Annotated in this window: 14 protein-coding genes; all 14 read left to right on the forward strand. The window is 69.9% G+C overall.

The features are described 5' to 3' along the window. Window positions 1-129: 129 nt before the first annotated feature. The 14 genes from mraZ to ftsA are packed head-to-tail and all read left to right on the forward strand — an operon-like array spanning window position 130 to window position 15,611. Window positions 130-573, forward strand: coding sequence for a division/cell wall cluster transcriptional repressor MraZ (mraZ, locus tag IAI53_RS00430; RefSeq protein ID WP_187716211.1), 444 nt, complete (start codon window positions 130-132; stop codon window positions 571-573). Further along, window positions 570-1,505, forward strand: a complete 936-nt coding sequence (gene rsmH, locus IAI53_RS00435; protein WP_187716212.1) for a 16S rRNA (cytosine(1402)-N(4))-methyltransferase RsmH — start codon at window positions 570-572, stop codon at window positions 1,503-1,505. Before mraZ ends, rsmH begins: the two co-directional genes overlap by 4 nt. Continuing rightward, window positions 1,502-1,768: a cell division protein FtsL gene (ftsL, locus tag IAI53_RS00440; protein WP_187716213.1), complete on the forward strand. Its 267-nt coding sequence runs from the start codon at window positions 1,502-1,504 to the stop codon at window positions 1,766-1,768. Before rsmH ends, ftsL begins: the two co-directional genes overlap by 4 nt. Further along, window positions 1,765-3,528, forward strand: a complete 1,764-nt coding sequence (locus tag IAI53_RS00445) for a peptidoglycan D,D-transpeptidase FtsI family protein (RefSeq protein ID WP_187716214.1) — start codon at window positions 1,765-1,767, stop codon at window positions 3,526-3,528. Before ftsL ends, IAI53_RS00445 begins: the two co-directional genes overlap by 4 nt. After that, a complete protein-coding gene (locus IAI53_RS00450) occupies window positions 3,525-5,036 on the forward strand; it encodes a UDP-N-acetylmuramoyl-L-alanyl-D-glutamate--2,6-diaminopimelate ligase (protein ID WP_187716215.1) in 1,512 nt (503 codons plus the stop codon). Before IAI53_RS00445 ends, IAI53_RS00450 begins: the two co-directional genes overlap by 4 nt. Continuing rightward, window positions 5,033-6,445, forward strand: a complete 1,413-nt coding sequence (locus IAI53_RS00455; protein WP_187716216.1) for a UDP-N-acetylmuramoyl-tripeptide--D-alanyl-D-alanine ligase — start codon at window positions 5,033-5,035, stop codon at window positions 6,443-6,445. Before IAI53_RS00450 ends, IAI53_RS00455 begins: the two co-directional genes overlap by 4 nt. Continuing rightward, window positions 6,435-7,523 (forward strand): phospho-N-acetylmuramoyl-pentapeptide-transferase, encoded by a 1,089-nt coding sequence (gene mraY / locus IAI53_RS00460; RefSeq protein ID WP_187716217.1) that lies wholly within the window; start codon window positions 6,435-6,437, stop codon window positions 7,521-7,523. The genes IAI53_RS00455 and mraY overlap by 11 nt, the downstream gene beginning before the upstream one ends. Before the next feature lie 7 nt (window positions 7,524-7,530). Further along, window positions 7,531-8,928, forward strand: a complete 1,398-nt coding sequence (gene murD, locus IAI53_RS00465; RefSeq protein WP_187716218.1) for a UDP-N-acetylmuramoyl-L-alanine--D-glutamate ligase — start codon at window positions 7,531-7,533, stop codon at window positions 8,926-8,928. Continuing rightward, window positions 8,925-10,160: a putative lipid II flippase FtsW gene (gene ftsW, locus IAI53_RS00470; RefSeq protein ID WP_187716219.1), complete on the forward strand. Its 1,236-nt coding sequence runs from the start codon at window positions 8,925-8,927 to the stop codon at window positions 10,158-10,160. Before murD ends, ftsW begins: the two co-directional genes overlap by 4 nt. Beyond that, on the forward strand, window positions 10,157-11,224 hold the full coding sequence (gene murG / locus IAI53_RS00475) for an undecaprenyldiphospho-muramoylpentapeptide beta-N-acetylglucosaminyltransferase (protein WP_187716220.1): 1,068 nt from the start codon (window positions 10,157-10,159) through the stop codon (window positions 11,222-11,224). The genes ftsW and murG overlap by 4 nt, the downstream gene beginning before the upstream one ends. After that, window positions 11,221-12,636 (forward strand): UDP-N-acetylmuramate--L-alanine ligase, encoded by a 1,416-nt coding sequence (gene murC, locus IAI53_RS00480; protein ID WP_187716221.1) that lies wholly within the window; start codon window positions 11,221-11,223, stop codon window positions 12,634-12,636. Before murG ends, murC begins: the two co-directional genes overlap by 4 nt. Then, complete coding sequence (locus IAI53_RS00485; RefSeq protein ID WP_349771871.1) at window positions 12,633-13,559, forward strand: D-alanine--D-alanine ligase; 927 nt, start codon at window positions 12,633-12,635, stop codon at window positions 13,557-13,559. Before murC ends, IAI53_RS00485 begins: the two co-directional genes overlap by 4 nt. After that, complete coding sequence (locus IAI53_RS00490; RefSeq protein WP_187716222.1) at window positions 13,552-14,385, forward strand: cell division protein FtsQ/DivIB; 834 nt, start codon at window positions 13,552-13,554, stop codon at window positions 14,383-14,385. The genes IAI53_RS00485 and IAI53_RS00490 overlap by 8 nt, the downstream gene beginning before the upstream one ends. Beyond that, entirely contained in the window at window positions 14,382-15,611 is a 1,230-nt protein-coding gene (gene ftsA, locus IAI53_RS00495; protein WP_187716223.1) for a cell division protein FtsA, read from the forward strand. The genes IAI53_RS00490 and ftsA overlap by 4 nt, the downstream gene beginning before the upstream one ends. Window positions 15,612-15,749: the final 138 nt, after the last annotated feature.

Below are 15,749 nucleotides of genomic sequence, written 5' to 3' on the forward strand. Positions count from 1 at the left end.
GTGTAACAACGGGAAAGCCCCCGGGATCTCCCTTGACCGGGTTTGGTCTTTCCACTAGAGTGGGGATTAGTGGAGAAAAGTGGGTGAAAGTGTCAAACAAGCGCTTCGCCCGTCACCTCAGGGGGGTCAATGTTCCAGGGTGCTATTGCGCTCAGTCTCGATGCGAAGGGTCGCCTGGCGATCCCTGCGCGGCATCGTGACGCGCTGGTGCCGGACGGCGCCCCCCTGGTGATCACCGCCCACCCGCATCGCTGCCTGCTGGTCTACCCGCAGGCAGCGTGGGAACCCATCAGCCAGAAAATTTCCGCAATGCCTGGTCTTGATCAGCGCACGGCGGCACTCAAGCGCCTCTTGATTGGTTTTGCCCAGACCGAGGAGGTCGATGCCGCTGGCCGTGTGCTGGTGGCGCCGTCGTCACGTCAGTGGGCGCAACTCGACAAGCAGGTGTGGCTGGTGGGGCAGGGCTCCCATTTCGAACTGTGGTCTGACGCCGGCTGGCAGAAGCAGCTGGAGGCCATGCAGAGCATCGACAGCGATGCGCTGCCGCTGGGATTCGAGAGCCTCGCCCTGTGAGCGCCGCGCAGCAACATGTAAGCGTCCTGCTCGAAGAGGCACTGGACGCGCTGGCGGTCAGGCCGGGCGGGGTGTACGTGGATGGCACCTTCGGCCGCGGCGGGCATAGCCGGGCGATTCTCGCGCGCCTCGGTGCGACCGGCCGGTTGATCGCCTTCGATCGAGATCCGGCGGCGATCGCGGCCGGGCGGGCGGTGGGCGATCCGCGCCTGACCTTGGTGCATGCGCCGTTCAGCGCCCTGGGTGACGAACTGGACGCGCTCGGGGTGGCGGCGGTGGACGGCGTGCTGCTCGACATCGGCGTGTCCTCGCCGCAACTGGACGATGCCGCGCGCGGCATGAGTTTTCGCTTCGATGCGCCGCTGGACATGCGCATGGATACGAGCCGCGGGCAGACCGTGGCGGAATGGCTGGCGGAGGCGTCCGTCGGGCAAATCACGGAGGTGCTCAGGGACTATGGCGAAGAACGGTTTGCTCATGCGATTGCAAAGGCGATTGCAGCTGCTCGGACAGGGGGGGCTGTTGCAACCACTGGACAACTTGCCGCGATCGTGGAAAAGGCGGTCCGTACACGCGAGCCGGGTCAGCACCCGGCGACGCGGAGCTTTCAGGCTCTACGGATTTTCATCAATCAGGAGCTCGAAGAGCTGAGCCGTGTCCTGCCTGAGGCGGTGGCGCGGCTCAAACCCCATGGGCGTCTGGCGGTGATCAGCTTTCACTCGCTGGAGGACCGCATCGTCAAGCGCTTCATGCGCGACGAGTCGCGTGCCGACCGTCTGCCCGCGCGCCTGCCCTTGCGGGCCGATCAGTTGCCGAAGCCGCGGCTCGTCCTGTTGGGCAAGGCGGTGCGGCCGTCCGAGGCCGAGGTGGCTGGCAATCCCCGCGCGCGTAGTGCGGTGATGCGGGTGGCCGAACGCACGGAGGCGGCATGATCCGCGTGGACGCCTTCATCCTCGCTCTGGTGGTGGCCAGCGCCCTGGGCGTGGTGGCCGCCCAGCATCAGGCGCGCAAGCTGTTCTCCGAACTGGAGCGCGAGCAGGCACGCGCGCGCGGGCTCGAGGTCGAATGGGGGCAGCTTCAGCTCGAACAGAGCACCTGGGCGGCGCACGGACGGGTCGAGCGCATGGCGCGCGAGGCCCTGGGCATGCGTCCGCCGGCCGCCGGCCAGGTGATCGTCGTGGAGCCGCGCGGATGAAGAAGAAGCCGGTACCCGTCACCCTCAACCACAATCCCCTGCTGCGGCGCGAGCTGCCGGCATGGCGCGCGCGCCTGGTGCTGGTCGGCCTGCTTGGCTGCTCCTGCGCGCTGGTGGCGCGCGCCGCCTGGTTGCAGGGCTTCAACAACGAGTTCCTGCAGGCCAAGGGCGAGTCGCGCTACGCGCGCGTGCTCGAGGTGCCGGCCACCCGCGGGCGCATCACCGACCGCAACGGCGACGTGCTGGCGGTGAGTACGCCGGTGCGTTCGATCTGGGCGATCCCCTCCGATGCCCGCCTGTCGCCGGCCGACGCCCGCTCGCTCGCGGCCTTGCTGGAGATGGATGTCACCGAGCTGAACGACCGCCTGGCCAGCGCGCGCGATTTCGTCTACCTGCGCCGCCAGCTTTCGCCCGAAGTGGCGGAGAAGGTCGCGGCGCTGAAGCTGTCCGGCATCCACCAGCAGCAGGAATACCGCCGCTACTACCCCGGCGGAGAAACCACCGCGCACATCCTCGGCTTCACCGGGGTGGAGGACCGCGGGCAGGAGGGTATCGAACTCGCCTACGATCGCGTGCTGGCCGGCGCATCCGGCTCCCGGCGGGTGATCAAGGACCGCCGCGGGCAGATCGTCGAGGACGTGGAGTCCATCCGCCCGCCGCGCGACGGCGAGGACCTTGCCCTGTCGATCGACGCCAAGATCCAGTATCTGGCCTATTCCGCCCTGCGCGAGGCGATCCAGAAGCACAGGGCCAAGGCCGGCGCGGTGGTGGTGCTGGACAGCCAGACCGGCGAGGTGCTTGCGCTGGCCAACGCGCCCACCTACAACCCGAACAACCGCGCCACCCTTACCGGCGCGCAGCTGCGCAACCGGGTGATCACCGACAGCTTCGAGCCGGGTTCGACGCTCAAGCCCTTCGTGGCCGCGCTGGCGATCGACCGCGGCAAGCTCACCGCCAGCTCGGAGATCGACACCGGGCAGGGGCGCATGACGATAGGCCGCGCGACCATCCACGACACCTCCCGGCACGGCATGCTGAACGTCGCGCAGATCGTGCAGAAGTCCTCCAACGTGGGTACGGTGAAGATCGCCATGGAGTTCAGCCCGCAGGAGATGTGGGCCTTCTACGACGCGCTCGGGTTCGGCGCCCCGCTTGGCCTCGGCTTCCCCGGCGAGGCGGCCGGCCGCCTGCGCAATCCGTCCACCTGGCGGCCGATCGAGCAGGCCACCATGTCCTATGGTCACGGTCTGTCGGTCACCCTGATCCAGCTTGCACGCGCCTACCTCGCATTTGCGCGCGACGGCGAACTGATGCCGGTCTCGCTCGTCCGCCAAGAAGGCCTGCCCAAGGCAGGCAAGCGGGTGATGTCGCCGCAGACCGCGCGGGAGATGCGCGCCATCCTCGAGATGGCCGCGGGCCCGGGCGGCACCGCGCCCAAGGCGCAGATCGCCGGCTATCGCGTGGCCGGCAAGACCGGTACTGCCCACAAGCTGGAAGGTGGGCGCTACACCAACAAGTACGTGTCCTCTTTCGTCGGCTTTGCGCCGGTGTCCGCCCCGCGGCTGATCGTTGCGGTGATGATCGACGAACCGTCCGCCGGCCAGCACTACGGCGGTGCGGTGGCCGCGCCGGTGTTCGCCCGCATTACCGAGAGCGCCCTGCGCGCGCTGGGCGTGGCGCCCGACGCGCCGCTGGTGCCGCTGCAACTGGCACGCCCTGCTACCGCCGCGGTCGAGACGCCGGCACGGGAGGCCATGTGAGCGCCGCCGACGTGGGAGCCATCCTCGAGAACCTGCGGCGCGCCGGTGTGGTGCCCGCGGGCATGACCGCCGATTCGCGCAAGGCCGGGCCGGGCGACATCTTTGCCGCGTGGGCGGGCTTCCGGGTCGACGGCCGGCGCTACATCGCCGACGCGGTCGCCCGCGGCGCCTCGGCGGTGCTGTGGGATGACGCCGACGGTTTCCGCCCCGAGCCGGCCCCGGCCGTGCCCGGCATGCCGGTGAGCGGGCTGCGGGCCCTGGCAGGCGACCTGGCCGACGAGGTCTTCGGCCGTCCGTCGGCCGGACTATGGCTGGCGGGCGTCACCGGTACCAACGGCAAGACCACGGTGAGCCAGTGGCTGGCGCGTGCGCTGGGTGAGCTCGGCGCGCGCTGCGGCATCGTCGGCACCCTGGGTTGCGGCTTTCCCGGCGAGCTGGAGGAGGGCGTCAACACCACGCCGGATGCGATCGAACTGCATCGCCATCTCGCGCGCTTCCGCGCCGCCGGGGCGGAAGCTGCGGCCATGGAGGTGTCCTCCATCGGACTGGATCAGGGGCGGGTGAATGGGGCGCGTTTCGCTGTTGCGATCTACACCAACCTGTCGCGCGATCATCTCGACTACCACGGCACCATGGAGGCCTACGCTGCCGCCAAGGCCCGGTTGTTCGATACGCCCGGACTCGCCCATGCGGTGATCAATCTGGACGACACCTTCGGCCTCGCGCTGGCGCGCCGCCAGCTCGAACGCGGCATGGACGTGATCGGCTACACCCGCGTGGCGACCAATGCCGACGCCGTGCCCGGCGCCCGGGTGCTGCTGGCCGACGAACTGCAGGTCGCCCCCGGCGGGCTGCGCTTCGCGCTCAAGTGGGACGGGCGGCGCCACGACCTGCAGGTGCGCATGGTGGCGCCGTTCAACGTCTCCAACCTGCTCGCGGTGGCCGGCGCGCTGCTGGCGCGTGGCGTGGCGGCGGATGCCATGGCCGGGGTGCTCGCCCGCCTGACGCCGCCGGAAGGCCGCATGCAGCTGGTGGGCGGGGTCGGCGAGCCGCTGGTGGTCATCGACTACGCCCATTCGCCCGACGCCCTGGCCAAGGTGCTCGAAGCGGTGCGCAGCACCGCGGCGACCCGCCGTGGGCGGGTGGTCTGCGTGTTCGGTTGCGGCGGCGACCGCGATCCGGGCAAGCGCCCGCTGATGGGCGAGGTGGTCAGCCAGCTCGCGGACCGCGTGGTGATCACCAGCGACAACCCGCGCAGCGAGGACCCCATGAAGATCATCGAGGCGATCGCCGCCGGCGCCCGGCCGGATGCCGACCGCGTGGTCGACCGCGCCCAGGCCATCGAACTGGCGATCTGCGAGGCGGCGGCCGACGACGTGGTGGTGCTCGCCGGCAAGGGGCACGAGCCCTACCAGGAAGTGCTGGGCCAGCGCGTGCCCTTCTCCGATCTCGAACAGGCGCGCCTGGCCTTGCGAGCCTGGAACCGCAAGCAGGGGGTGGGCGCATGATGCTCTTGCAGGATGCCGCGCGAGCGCTGGAAGGGCGCGCCACCGGTGTAGCCCGTTTCACCTGCGTGGGAACCGACAGCCGCGACATCCGTGCCGGGCAGCTGTTCGTGGCCCTGCGCGGCGAGCGCTTCGACGGTCACGACTTCGTCGCCGCGGCGGCCGAGGCCGGCGCGGTGGCCGCGCTGGTCGACAGCCGCTGGGCGGCCGGGCACGACCCGGCGCCGCTGCCGCTGCTGGTGGTGGACGATACCCGCCTGGCCCTCGGACGCCTGGCCGCGCACTGGCGCAGCCGCTTCGACATTCCGGTGCTTGGTGTCACCGGCAGCAACGGCAAGACCACGGTCAAGGACATGTGCGCAGCCATCCTGCGCGCGCAGGCGGTGAGCGACGGCGCTGGCGAGGACGCCGTGCTGGCCACCGCCGGCAACCTGAACAACGACATCGGTTTGCCCCTCACCCTGCTGGCGCTGCGCGATGGTCACCGTGCCGCAGTGGTCGAGATGGGCATGAACCATCCGGGCGAGATCGCCTACCTCACCCACATCGCACGGCCCACGGTGGCCATCGTCAACAACGCCCAGCGCGCCCACCTGCAGGGCATGGGCAGCGTGGCCGAGGTGGCGCGCGAGAAGGGCACGATCTACGAAGGCCTGGGCAGCGGCGGCGTGGCGGTGATCAACGCGGACGATCCGCATGCCGCCTACTGGCGCGATCTCAACGTGGGGCGCCGGGTGGTGGCCTTTGCGCTGTGCCACCCCGCGGATGTCGTCGGGCGCTGTGTGCTGCACGGTCTCGGTTGCCACATCGAGCTCAGTACGCCGGACGGCGTGGCCGGCTTCGAGCTTCAGGTGCCCGGCGAGCACAACGCCCGCAACGCCGTCGGTGCGGCGGCGGCCTGCCTGGCCGCGGGCGCGTCGCTGGCCTCGGTGGTGGCCGGGCTGAGCGCCTACGCCGGCACGCGCGGCCGCCTGCAACGCCGTCCCGGGCCGAATGGCGCGGTGGTGCTGGACGACAGCTACAACGCCAATCCGGATTCGGTGCGCGCCGGCATCGAAGTGCTGGCCTCGACGCCGGGACGCAAGATCCTCGTGCTGGGCGACATGGGCGAGATCGGCCAGACCAGCGCGCAGGTCCATGACGAGATCGGCGGCTACGCCAAGAGCAAGGGTGTGGATGCCCTCTACGCGCTGGGCGAGATGAGCGCGGTGGCGGCGCGCAACTTCGGTGACGGCGGCAGTCACTTTGCCTCGGTCGACGCCCTGGTCGAGGCGCTGGTCCCGGCGCTCGACGCGGATACCGTGGTGCTGGTCAAGGGCTCGCGCTTCATGCGCATGGAGCGGGTGGCCGAGCGCCTCGCCGCACCGCCGGCCGCGGCCGGCAAACAGGAAAACGACAACGATGCTGCTTGAACTTGCCCTCTGGCTGGGCCAGGAAACCCGCGCTTTCAACGTCTTCGGCTACATCACGCTGCGCGCGGTGCTGGCCGCGCTGACCGCGCTGGCGATCTCGCTGATGTTCGGCCCGCGGGTGATCCGCTGGCTGACCGCGAAGAAGATCGGTCAGGCGGTGCGCGACGACGGTCCCAAGTCGCACCTGACCAAGGCCGGCACGCCCACCATGGGCGGCGCGCTGATCCTCATCGCCATCGCGGTGACCGTGCTGCTGTGGGGCGATCTGTCCAACCAGTACGTGTGGGTCACGCTCTTCGTCACCCTCGGCTTCGGCGCCGTGGGCTGGGTGGACGACTGGCGCAAGGTCGTGCATCGCGACCCCAAGGGGCTGGCCAGCCGCTGGAAGTACCTGTGGACTTCGGCGATCGCCCTGGTTGCCGCGGTCTATCTCGGCCTGACCGCCAGCACCCCGGCCGAGACCGAGCTCATCGTGCCCTTCTTCAAGGCGGTGGCCTATCCGTTGGGCATCTTCGGCTTCATCGCCCTGTCCTATTTCGTCATCAACGGCACCAGCCACGCGGTGAACCTCACCGACGGGCTGGACGGCCTGGCCATCATGCCCACCGTGATGGTGGCCGGCGCGCTGGCGATCTTCGCCTACGTGGCGGGCCACGCGGGCTTCTCCAAGTATCTGGGCGTGCCCTACGTGGCCGGTGCCGGCGAACTGGCGGTGTTCTGCGGCGCGATCTGCGGTGCCGGTCTGGGCTTCCTGTGGTTCAACGCCTACCCGGCCGAAGTGTTCATGGGCGACGTCGGCGCGCTGGCGCTGGGCGCGGCGCTCGGCACCATCGCCGTGGTGGTGCGCCAGGAGATCGTGCTCTTCATCATGGGCGGCCTGTTCGTCGCCGAGACCCTGTCGGTGATGGTGCAGGTGCTCTACTTCAGGGCCACCGGCGGCAAGCGCATCTTCCGCATGGCGCCGCTGCACCACCACTACGAACTGAGCGGCTGGAAGGAAACCCAGGTGGTGGTGCGCTTCTGGATCATCACCATCATGCTGGTGCTGTTCGGCCTGTCCACCTTGAAGCTGAGATAAGGCGGAGATGAGCGCACTCGCGGGCAAACTCGTACTGGTACTCGGGCTCGGCGAATCGGGCCTGGCGATGGCGCGCTGGTGCGCGCGCCAGGGTGCCTGCCTGCGCGTGGCCGATACCCGTGCCGAGCCGCCGGGCGTGGCCCGCCTGCAGGGCTTTGCTCCGGGTGCCGCCCTGTACACCGGCGCCTTCGCCGACAGCCTGCTCGACGGTGTCGACCTGGTCGCGCTCAGCCCCGGGCTGGACCCGCGCGGCGGCGTGGTGGCCGAGGCGCGTCGTCGTGGCCTGCGCGTGGTGGGCGAGATGAGCCTGTTCGCCGCGGCACTGGACGAACTCGGCGCCCGCGCCGCGACCCGCATCCTGGCGATCACCGGCACCAACGGCAAGACCACCACCACCGCGCTGGCCGCCCACCTGGCCTGCGCCGCCGGGCTGGATGCGGTGGCCGCCGGCAACATCAGCCCGGCGCCGCTGGACGTGCTGGTCGACCGCCTGGAAGCAGGCAAGCCGCTGCCAGCGTGCTGGGTGCTGGAGCTGTCGAGCTTCCAGCTCGAAGCCGCCGAGGGCTTTGCAGCCGACGCGGCGACCGTGCTCAACGTCACCGACGACCACCTCGACCGCTACGCCGGCCTCGACGAGTACGCGGAAACCAAGGCACGCATCTTTGCCGGCAACGGCGTCCAGGTGCTCAACCGCCAGGACCAGCGGGTTGCCGCGATGGCGCGCGCCGGGCATCGCGTGTTCGCCTTCGGCATCGATGCCCCGAACGACGCGACCGGCTTCGGCATCGTCGAGCAGGATGGACAACGCTGGCTGGTCGAAGGCGGTACCGCGCTGCTGCCGCTCGCCGAGCTGCCGATCGCCGGCCTGCACAACGCCGCCAATGCGCTCGCCGCGCTTGCCCTGTGCCGCGCCATCGGCCTGCCGCAGGCGCCGCTGGTCGCCGGGCTGAAGACCTTCCGCGGCCTGCCGCACCGGGTCGAACTGGTGGCCGAGCGTGCCGACGGCGTGCTGTTCTACGACGACTCCAAGGGCACCAACGTGGGCGCCACGCTGGCCGCGCTGGAGGGCCTGGCCCGGCCGGTGGTGCTGATCGCCGGCGGTGACGGCAAGGGGCAGGACTTCGCGCCCTTGCGCGAGCCGGTCGCGCGATACGCCCGCGCGGTGCTGCTGATCGGCCGCGATGCCGGCCGTATCGCCGCTGCGCTCGACGGCTGCGGCAAGCCGGTCGAGCACTTCGCCGCGCTGGACGAGGCGGTGGCGCGCGCCAACAAGGTCGCTCAAGCCGGCGACGTGGTGCTGCTCTCGCCGGCCTGCTCCAGCCTGGACATGTTCCGCAACTACGCGCACCGCGCCGAGGTGTTCGTCGCCGCGGCGCGCGGCCTGCCGCAGGTGGCTCCACGATGAAGCTGGCGCTGCCGTCCCTCTCCACGCTGTTCGCCCCGCGTCGCCCGACCGGCGGGGCGGAGGCCGCGCGTGCGGTGAGCCGGCTGATGCGTCCTGCTGCGCCGGCGCGCGAACTCGATCCCCTGCTGATCTGGTCCGCCGCCGCCTTGCTGCTGATCGGCCTGGTAATGGTCTATTCCGCGTCGATCGCGATCGCCGAGGGCAGCCGCTTCACCGGCAACCAGTCGCACTACTTCCTGCTGCGCCATGGGGTCTACCTGGCGCTGGGCACGGCCGCCGGGCTGCTCGCCTTCCAGGTGCCGATGGGGCGCTGGCAGCAGGCCGCGCCCTGGCTGTTCATGGTCGGCGTGCTCCTGCTGGTGCTGGTGCTGATCCCGGGCATCGGCCGCGAGGTCAACGGCGCGCGCCGCTGGCTCTCCCTGGGGCCGGTGAACCTGCAGCCGTCCGAGCTGATGAAGGTGTTTGTGGGCCTCTACGCCGCCGACTACACGGTGCGCAAGCTCGACGCCATGGGCAGCTTCAAGCGTGGTTTCCTGCCGATGGCCGGCGTTATCGTGCTGGTCGGCTGCCTGCTGCTGATGGAGCCGGACTTCGGCGCCTTCGTGGTGATCTGCGCGATCGCCTTCGGCGTGCTCTTCCTCGGCGGGGTCAATGCCCGCGTGTTCGCCTTCCTGGTGGTCGTCGCCCTGGTCGGTTTCGCCCTGCTGGTGTGGCTGTCCCCCTACCGTCGCGACCGCCTGTTCGGCTTCATGGACCCCTGGCAGGACGCCTTCGGCCGCGGCTACCAGCTCTCGCACGCGCTGATCGCCTTCGGTCGCGGCGAGTGGTTCGGCGTCGGACTCGGCGCCAGCGTCGAGAAACTGTTCTACCTGCCCGAGGCGCACACCGACTTCCTGCTCGCCGTGCTGGCCGAAGAGCTCGGCTTCGTCGGCGTGCTCGCGGTGGTCGTGCTGTTCGCCCTGCTGGTGCAGCGGGCGTTTGCCATCGGCCGCGCGGCGATCAAGCTGGAGCGCTACTTCGCCGGGCTGGTCGCCCAGGGCATCGGCCTGTGGATGGGCGTGCAGTCCTTCATCAACATGGGCGTGAACATGGGCCTGCTGCCCACCAAGGGCCTGACCCTGCCGCTGATGAGCTTCGGCGGCTCGGGCATCGTGGCCAACTGCTTGGCTTTGGCCATTCTCCTGCGGGTGGACTGGGAGAATCGCCAAGTCATGCGGGGAGGGCGCGCATGAAGACGCTCCTGGTGATGGCCGGCGGCACTGGCGGACACATCTTCCCGGGCATCGCGGTGGCCGAAGTGCTGCGCGCCAAGGGCTGGCGCATCGTGTGGATGGGCAACCCGGAAGGCATGGAGGCGCGGCTGGTCCCGGCGCGCGGCTACGACACTGCCTGGGTGCGCTTCGGCGCGCTGCGCGGCAAGGGCCTGATGCGCAAGCTGATGCTGCCGGTGAATCTGCTCGCCGGCTTCTTGCAGGCGCTGCGCGAACTGCGCCGTGTCCGGCCCGACGTGGTGCTGGGCATGGGCGGCTACATCACCTTCCCGGGCGGCATGATGGCCGCGCTCACCGGGCGCCCCCTGGTGCTGCACGAGCAGAACTCGGTGGCGGGGCTCGCCAACCGCGTGCTGGCCGGCGTGGCCGATCGCGTGCTCTCGGGCTTTCCGCGCGTGCTGAAGAAGGCGCGCTGGGTGGGTAATCCGGTGCGCGAGGACATTGCGGCGGCGGCCGCGCCCGCCGAGCGCTTCGCCGGACGCGAGGGGCCGCTGCGCATACTCGTGGTCGGCGGCAGCCTGGGCGCCTCGGTGCTCAACGTCACCGTACCGCAGGCGCTGGCGCGTATCCCGGCCGGGGAGCGTCCGCTGGTCACCCACCAGGCCGGCGAGAAGCAGATCGACGCCCTGCGCGCCGCCTATCGCGATGCCGGCGTGGACGGCGAACTGCTGCCCTTCATCGACGACATGGCGGCGCGCTACGCAGCGGCGGATCTGGTGATCTGCCGCGCCGGTGCGCTCACCGTGGCCGAACTCGCGGCGGTCGGCGCGGCCAGCCTGCTGGTGCCTTTCCCGCATGCGGTGGACGACCACCAGACCGGCAACGCGCAGTTTCTGTCGGAACACGGCGCGGCCTTCCTGCTGCCGCAGGGCGAACTGAACGCAGACAAACTGGCCGGCATCCTCGCCGGCCTGACCCGCGAACGCCTGCTGGAGATGGCCGGCAAGGCGCGCGAACTGGCTAAACCGCAGGCGGCCCTCGATGTGGCCGCCGAATGCGAGCGACTGGCGGAGGGCCAGCGATGAAACACAAGGTCAAGCACATCCACTTCGTCGGCATCGGCGGCGCGGGCATGAGCGGCATCGCCGAGGTGCTGGTGAACCAGGGCTTCACGGTGAGCGGCTCCGACCTGGGCGACAGCGCCACCACCCGCCGCCTGCAGGCGATGGGCGCGCGCGTGGTGAAAGGGCACGACGCGGCGAACATCGACGCCGCCGACGTGGTGGTCACCTCGACCGCGGTCAAGGGCGACAACCCGGAAGTGATCGCCGCGCGCGCGCGCAGCATCCCGGTGGTGCCGCGCGCGCAGATGCTCGCGGAGCTGATGCGCTTCCAGCGCGGTATCGCCATCGCCGGCACCCACGGCAAGACCACCACCACCTCCCTGGTGGCCAGCATCCTCGCCGAAGGCGGCATGGACCCCACCTTCGTCATCGGCGGGCGGCTGAACGCGGCCGGTGCCAACGCGCGCCTGGGCAAGGGCGACTTCCTGGTGGCCGAGGCCGACGAGTCGGACGCCTCCTTCCTGATGCTCAATCCGGTGATCTCGGTGGTGACCAACATCGACGCCGACCACATGGACACCTACGGGCACGACTTCGCCCGGCTCAAGCAGGCCTTCGTGGATTTCCTCCAGCACCTGCCCTTCTACGGCGTGGCGGTGCTGTGCGAGGACGACCCGCACGTGCGCTCCATCATGCCGCTGGTGTCCAAGCAGATCGTGCGCTACGGCCTGTCGGAGAGCGCCAACATCCGCGCCGAGAACATTCGCGCGGACGGCGGGCGCATGCTGTTCGACGCGGTGCGCGTCAACGGCACCACCAGCCGCCTGCCCATCGTGCTCAATCTGCCCGGCATGCACAACGTGCTCAACGCGCTGGCCGCCATCGCGGTGGCGACCGAGGTGCAGGTGCCGGACGCCGCGATCATCAAGGCGCTGGCGGAGTTCAACGGCGTGGGACGGCGCTTCCAGCGTTACGGCGAGGTCGCCCTCAGCGACGCGCAGGGGCAGCCGCGCGGCAGCTTCACCCTGGTCGACGACTACGGCCACCACCCGGTGGAGATGGCCGCCACCATCGCTGCGGCGCGTGGCGCCTTTCCGGGCCGCCGCCTGGTGCTGGCCTTCCAGCCGCACCGCTACACCCGCACGCGCGACTGCTTCGAGGATTTCGTCAAGGTGCTGTCCTCGGTGGATGCACTGTTGCTGGCCGAGGTCTATGCCGCCGGCGAGACGCCCATCGTGGCCGCCGACGGCCGGGCGCTCGCGCGCGCCCTGCGCGTGGCCGGCAAGGTGGAGCCGGTATTCGTCGAGGATATTGCGGAGATGCCGCAGGCGATTGTGGTCGCCGCCCAGGACGGCGATGTGGTGATCACCATGGGTGCCGGCTCCATCGGCGCGGTGCCCGGCAAACTGAGCAGTGAGGGGAGCGAGGCGTGAGCGTGGAGGCTGGGGTGGATTTCGGCAAGGTCGCGGTGCTGTTCGGCGGTTCCTCCGCCGAGCGCGACGTCTCCCTGATGTCGGGCAAGGCGGTGCTCGAGGCCCTGCAGCGCGCGGGCGTCGATGCGCATGCCTTCGACCCGGCCGAGCGCGACCTGCACATCCTCAAGGAAGAGGGCTTCGACCGCGCCTTCATCGTGCTGCACGGGCGCGGCGGCGAGGACGGCACGGTGCAGGGGGCGCTGGAACTGATGGGCATCCCCTACACCGGTAGCGGGGTGATGGCCTCGGCGCTGTCGATGGACAAGTGGCGCACCAAGATGGTGTGGCTGGCCGCCGGCCTGCCCACCCCGCGCTACGCCATCCTCGACGAACTCAGCGACTGGGACGCGGTGGCCGCCGAGCTCGGCCTGCCGATCTTCGTCAAGCCGGTGCATGAAGGCTCCAGCATGGGCGCAACCAAGGTCACCGAGGCGGACCAGCTGAAAGCGGCCTGGGAACTGGCGGCGCGCTACGACGACCTGGTGATCGCCGAGGAATTCGTCACCGGCGCCGAGATGACCGCGCCCTTCCTCGGCGAGCGCGCGCTGCCGCTGGTGCGCATCGTCGCGCCGGACGGCAACTACGACTACCAGCACAAGTACTTCACCGACGACACCCGCTACGACTGCCCCTGCGGCCTGCCGGAAGCGCAGGAGCGCGAGCTGCAGGCGCTGATCATGAAGTCCGCCAAGGTGCTGGGCTGCCGCGGCTGGGGGCGGGCCGACCTGATCCTCACCGACGATGGCCGTCCCTACCTGCTGGAGATGAATACCGCGCCGGGCATGACCGGCCATTCGCTGGTGCCGATGTCCGCCCGTGTGGCCGGGCTGAGCTTCGAGGCCCTGTGTCTGGCGATTCTTGCGGAGGCCCGCCTTGGCTGAACTGGCTCGCAGCCGCCTCGCTTCTTCCCGCAGCGCCGCCAAGGGCGCGCAGGGGGGGCGTGCGCGCGAGTCTACCGGCCTCTGGAACCGGCCGGCGCTGCTCAACCTGCTGGCCGACCTGCTGATGCTGTTTGCGGCGCTGGGGCTGACCTGGGTGGTGGTGAGCTGGTTCCTGTCGCGCCCCTTCTTCCCGCTGCGCGAGGTGGTGCTGCTGTCGCCGCCGGCGCAGGTCACCACCGCCCAGCTCGAATACGTGGCGCGGGCGGCAATTCGCGGCAACTTCTTCACGGTGGATCTCGATCAGGTGCGCGCCGACTTCGAGAAGCTCCCCTGGGTGCGCCGCGCGGAAGTGCGCCGGCGCTGGCCCGACGTGCTGGAACTGCGCCTGCAGGAGCATCAGGCGGTAGCCTACTGGACCTCCACCGACGGCAGCGACACCCGCCTGGTCAATCGTCAGGGCGAGGTCTTCGTGGCCGCGAGCAACGCGTCCATGCCCGGCTTCTCCGGGCCGCAGGGCTCGGCGGCCTACATGCTGGCCCGCTATGAGGCCTTTGCCGGGCTGCTGGCGCCGCTGGGCCGGCAGCTGGTCGGCGTGGTGCTGTCGGCGCGCGAGGCCTGGCAGCTGCGCCTGGACAACGACATGGTGATCGTGCTCGGTCGCGAGCAGGACAAGGCGCCGCTCGAGGAGCGGCTGGCGCGTTTCGTCGCGGCCTGGCCGCAGACGCAGGAAGGCATAGGCGTACAGGTGGCGGTGGCCGACCTACGCTACCCGAGCGGGTTCGCCCTCACCCCGGCGGACACCCTGGCTATGAAAGGCAAGAAATGAGCAAGGACTACAAGGATCTGATCGTCGGCCTGGACATCGGCACCGCCAAGATCACCTGCATCGTCGCCGAGGCGCGCCCCGACGGGCGGCTGGACGTGGTCGGGCTGGGCACCCAGGCGACCAACGGCCTCAAGCGCGGAGTGGTGGTGAACATCGAGGCCACGGTGGATGCGATCTCGCGCGTGATCCAGGAAGTCGAGCTGATGGCCGACTGCAAGATCCGCGACGTGTATACCGGCATCGCCGGCAGCCACATCAAGAGCTTCAACTCCAACGGCATGGTGGCGATCAAGGACAAGGAAGTCACCCCGATGGACCTCGAGCGGGTCATCGAGGTGGCGCGCGCGATGCCGATTCCCGCCGAGCAGCAGATTCTCCACATCCTCACCCAGGAATTCATCATCGACGGCCAGGGCGGCGTGCGCGAGCCGATCGGCATGAGCGGGGTGAAGCTCGAGGTGAAGGTGCACATCGTCACCGGCGCGGTCTCCGCGGCGCAGAACGTCATCAAGTGCGTGCGCCGCTGCGGGCTGGAAGTGATGGACCTGATCCTGCAACCGCTCGCCTCCAGCTACGCGGTGCTGACCGAGGACGAGAAGGAGCTGGGCGTGTGCCTGGTCGACATCGGCGGCGGCACCACCGACATCGCGGTGTTCACCCAGGGCGCCATCCGCCACACCGCGGTGATCCCGGTGGCCGGCGACCAGATCACCAACGACATCGCCATGGCGCTGCGCACCCCCACCGCGGAAGCCGAGGAATTGAAGATCCGCCACGGCGTGGCGATGCACACCCTGGCCGACCCGGAGGAGATGATCGAAGTACCCGGCGTGGGCGACCGCCCGCCGCGCAAGCTCTCGCGTCAGGCGCTGGCCGACGTGATCGAACCGCGCGTCTCCGAGCTCTTCGAGCTGGTGCAGGCCGAGCTGCGGCGCAGCGGCTACGAGGAGCTGCTGTCCTCGGGCATCGTGCTGACCGGCGGCTCCTCGGTGATGAACGGCATGGTCGAGCTGGGCGAGGAGGTGTTTCACATGCCGGTGCGCGTGGGCGCGCCGCAATACGAGGGCGGCCTGGCCGACGTGGTCTGCCAGCCGCGCTACGCCACCGCGATGGGTCTGCTGATGGAGGGCGTGGCCCAGCGCCGGCGCGGCATCCAGGCGCGCGAGACGCGCAGCGTGCGCCAGGTCTTCGGGCGCATGAAGGCATGGTTCGAGAAGAATTTCTGAGCTGGACGGATGGGCCGTCCAGTCAATGTGAATGAGTGCCTGTCGTGAATCGGTATTTAGTTATAGACTTCGCTCGCAATACTAAATACAGGTTCGGTGGGTGTTCTGTGTGCAGTACTGCTTTATTACTCGGAGGCG

The sequence above is a fragment of the Thauera sedimentorum genome (assembly GCF_014489115.1).
In the GTDB taxonomy this organism is placed as follows: domain Bacteria; phylum Pseudomonadota; class Gammaproteobacteria; order Burkholderiales; family Rhodocyclaceae; genus Pseudothauera; species Pseudothauera sedimentorum.

Bases quoted from the DNA above. Each gene is read 5' to 3' on its own strand.
- mraZ (WP_187716211.1), top strand. From the start codon at position 130: ATGTTCCAGGGTGCTATTGCGCTCAGTCTCGATGCGAAGGGTCGCCTG.
- ftsL (WP_187716213.1), top strand. From the start codon at position 1,502: ATGATCCGCGTGGACGCCTTCATCCTCGCTCTGGTGGTGGCCAGCGCC.
- IAI53_RS00445 (WP_187716214.1), top strand. From the start codon at position 1,765: ATGAAGAAGAAGCCGGTACCCGTCACCCTCAACCACAATCCCCTGCTG.
- IAI53_RS00455 (WP_187716216.1), top strand. From the start codon at position 5,033: ATGATGCTCTTGCAGGATGCCGCGCGAGCGCTGGAAGGGCGCGCCACC.
- mraY (WP_187716217.1), top strand. From the start codon at position 6,435: ATGCTGCTTGAACTTGCCCTCTGGCTGGGCCAGGAAACCCGCGCTTTC.
- murD (WP_187716218.1), top strand. From the start codon at position 7,531: ATGAGCGCACTCGCGGGCAAACTCGTACTGGTACTCGGGCTCGGCGAA.
- ftsW (WP_187716219.1), top strand. From the start codon at position 8,925: ATGAAGCTGGCGCTGCCGTCCCTCTCCACGCTGTTCGCCCCGCGTCGC.
- murG (WP_187716220.1), top strand. From the start codon at position 10,157: ATGAAGACGCTCCTGGTGATGGCCGGCGGCACTGGCGGACACATCTTC.
- murC (WP_187716221.1), top strand. From the start codon at position 11,221: ATGAAACACAAGGTCAAGCACATCCACTTCGTCGGCATCGGCGGCGCG.
- ftsA (WP_187716223.1), top strand. From the start codon at position 14,382: ATGAGCAAGGACTACAAGGATCTGATCGTCGGCCTGGACATCGGCACC.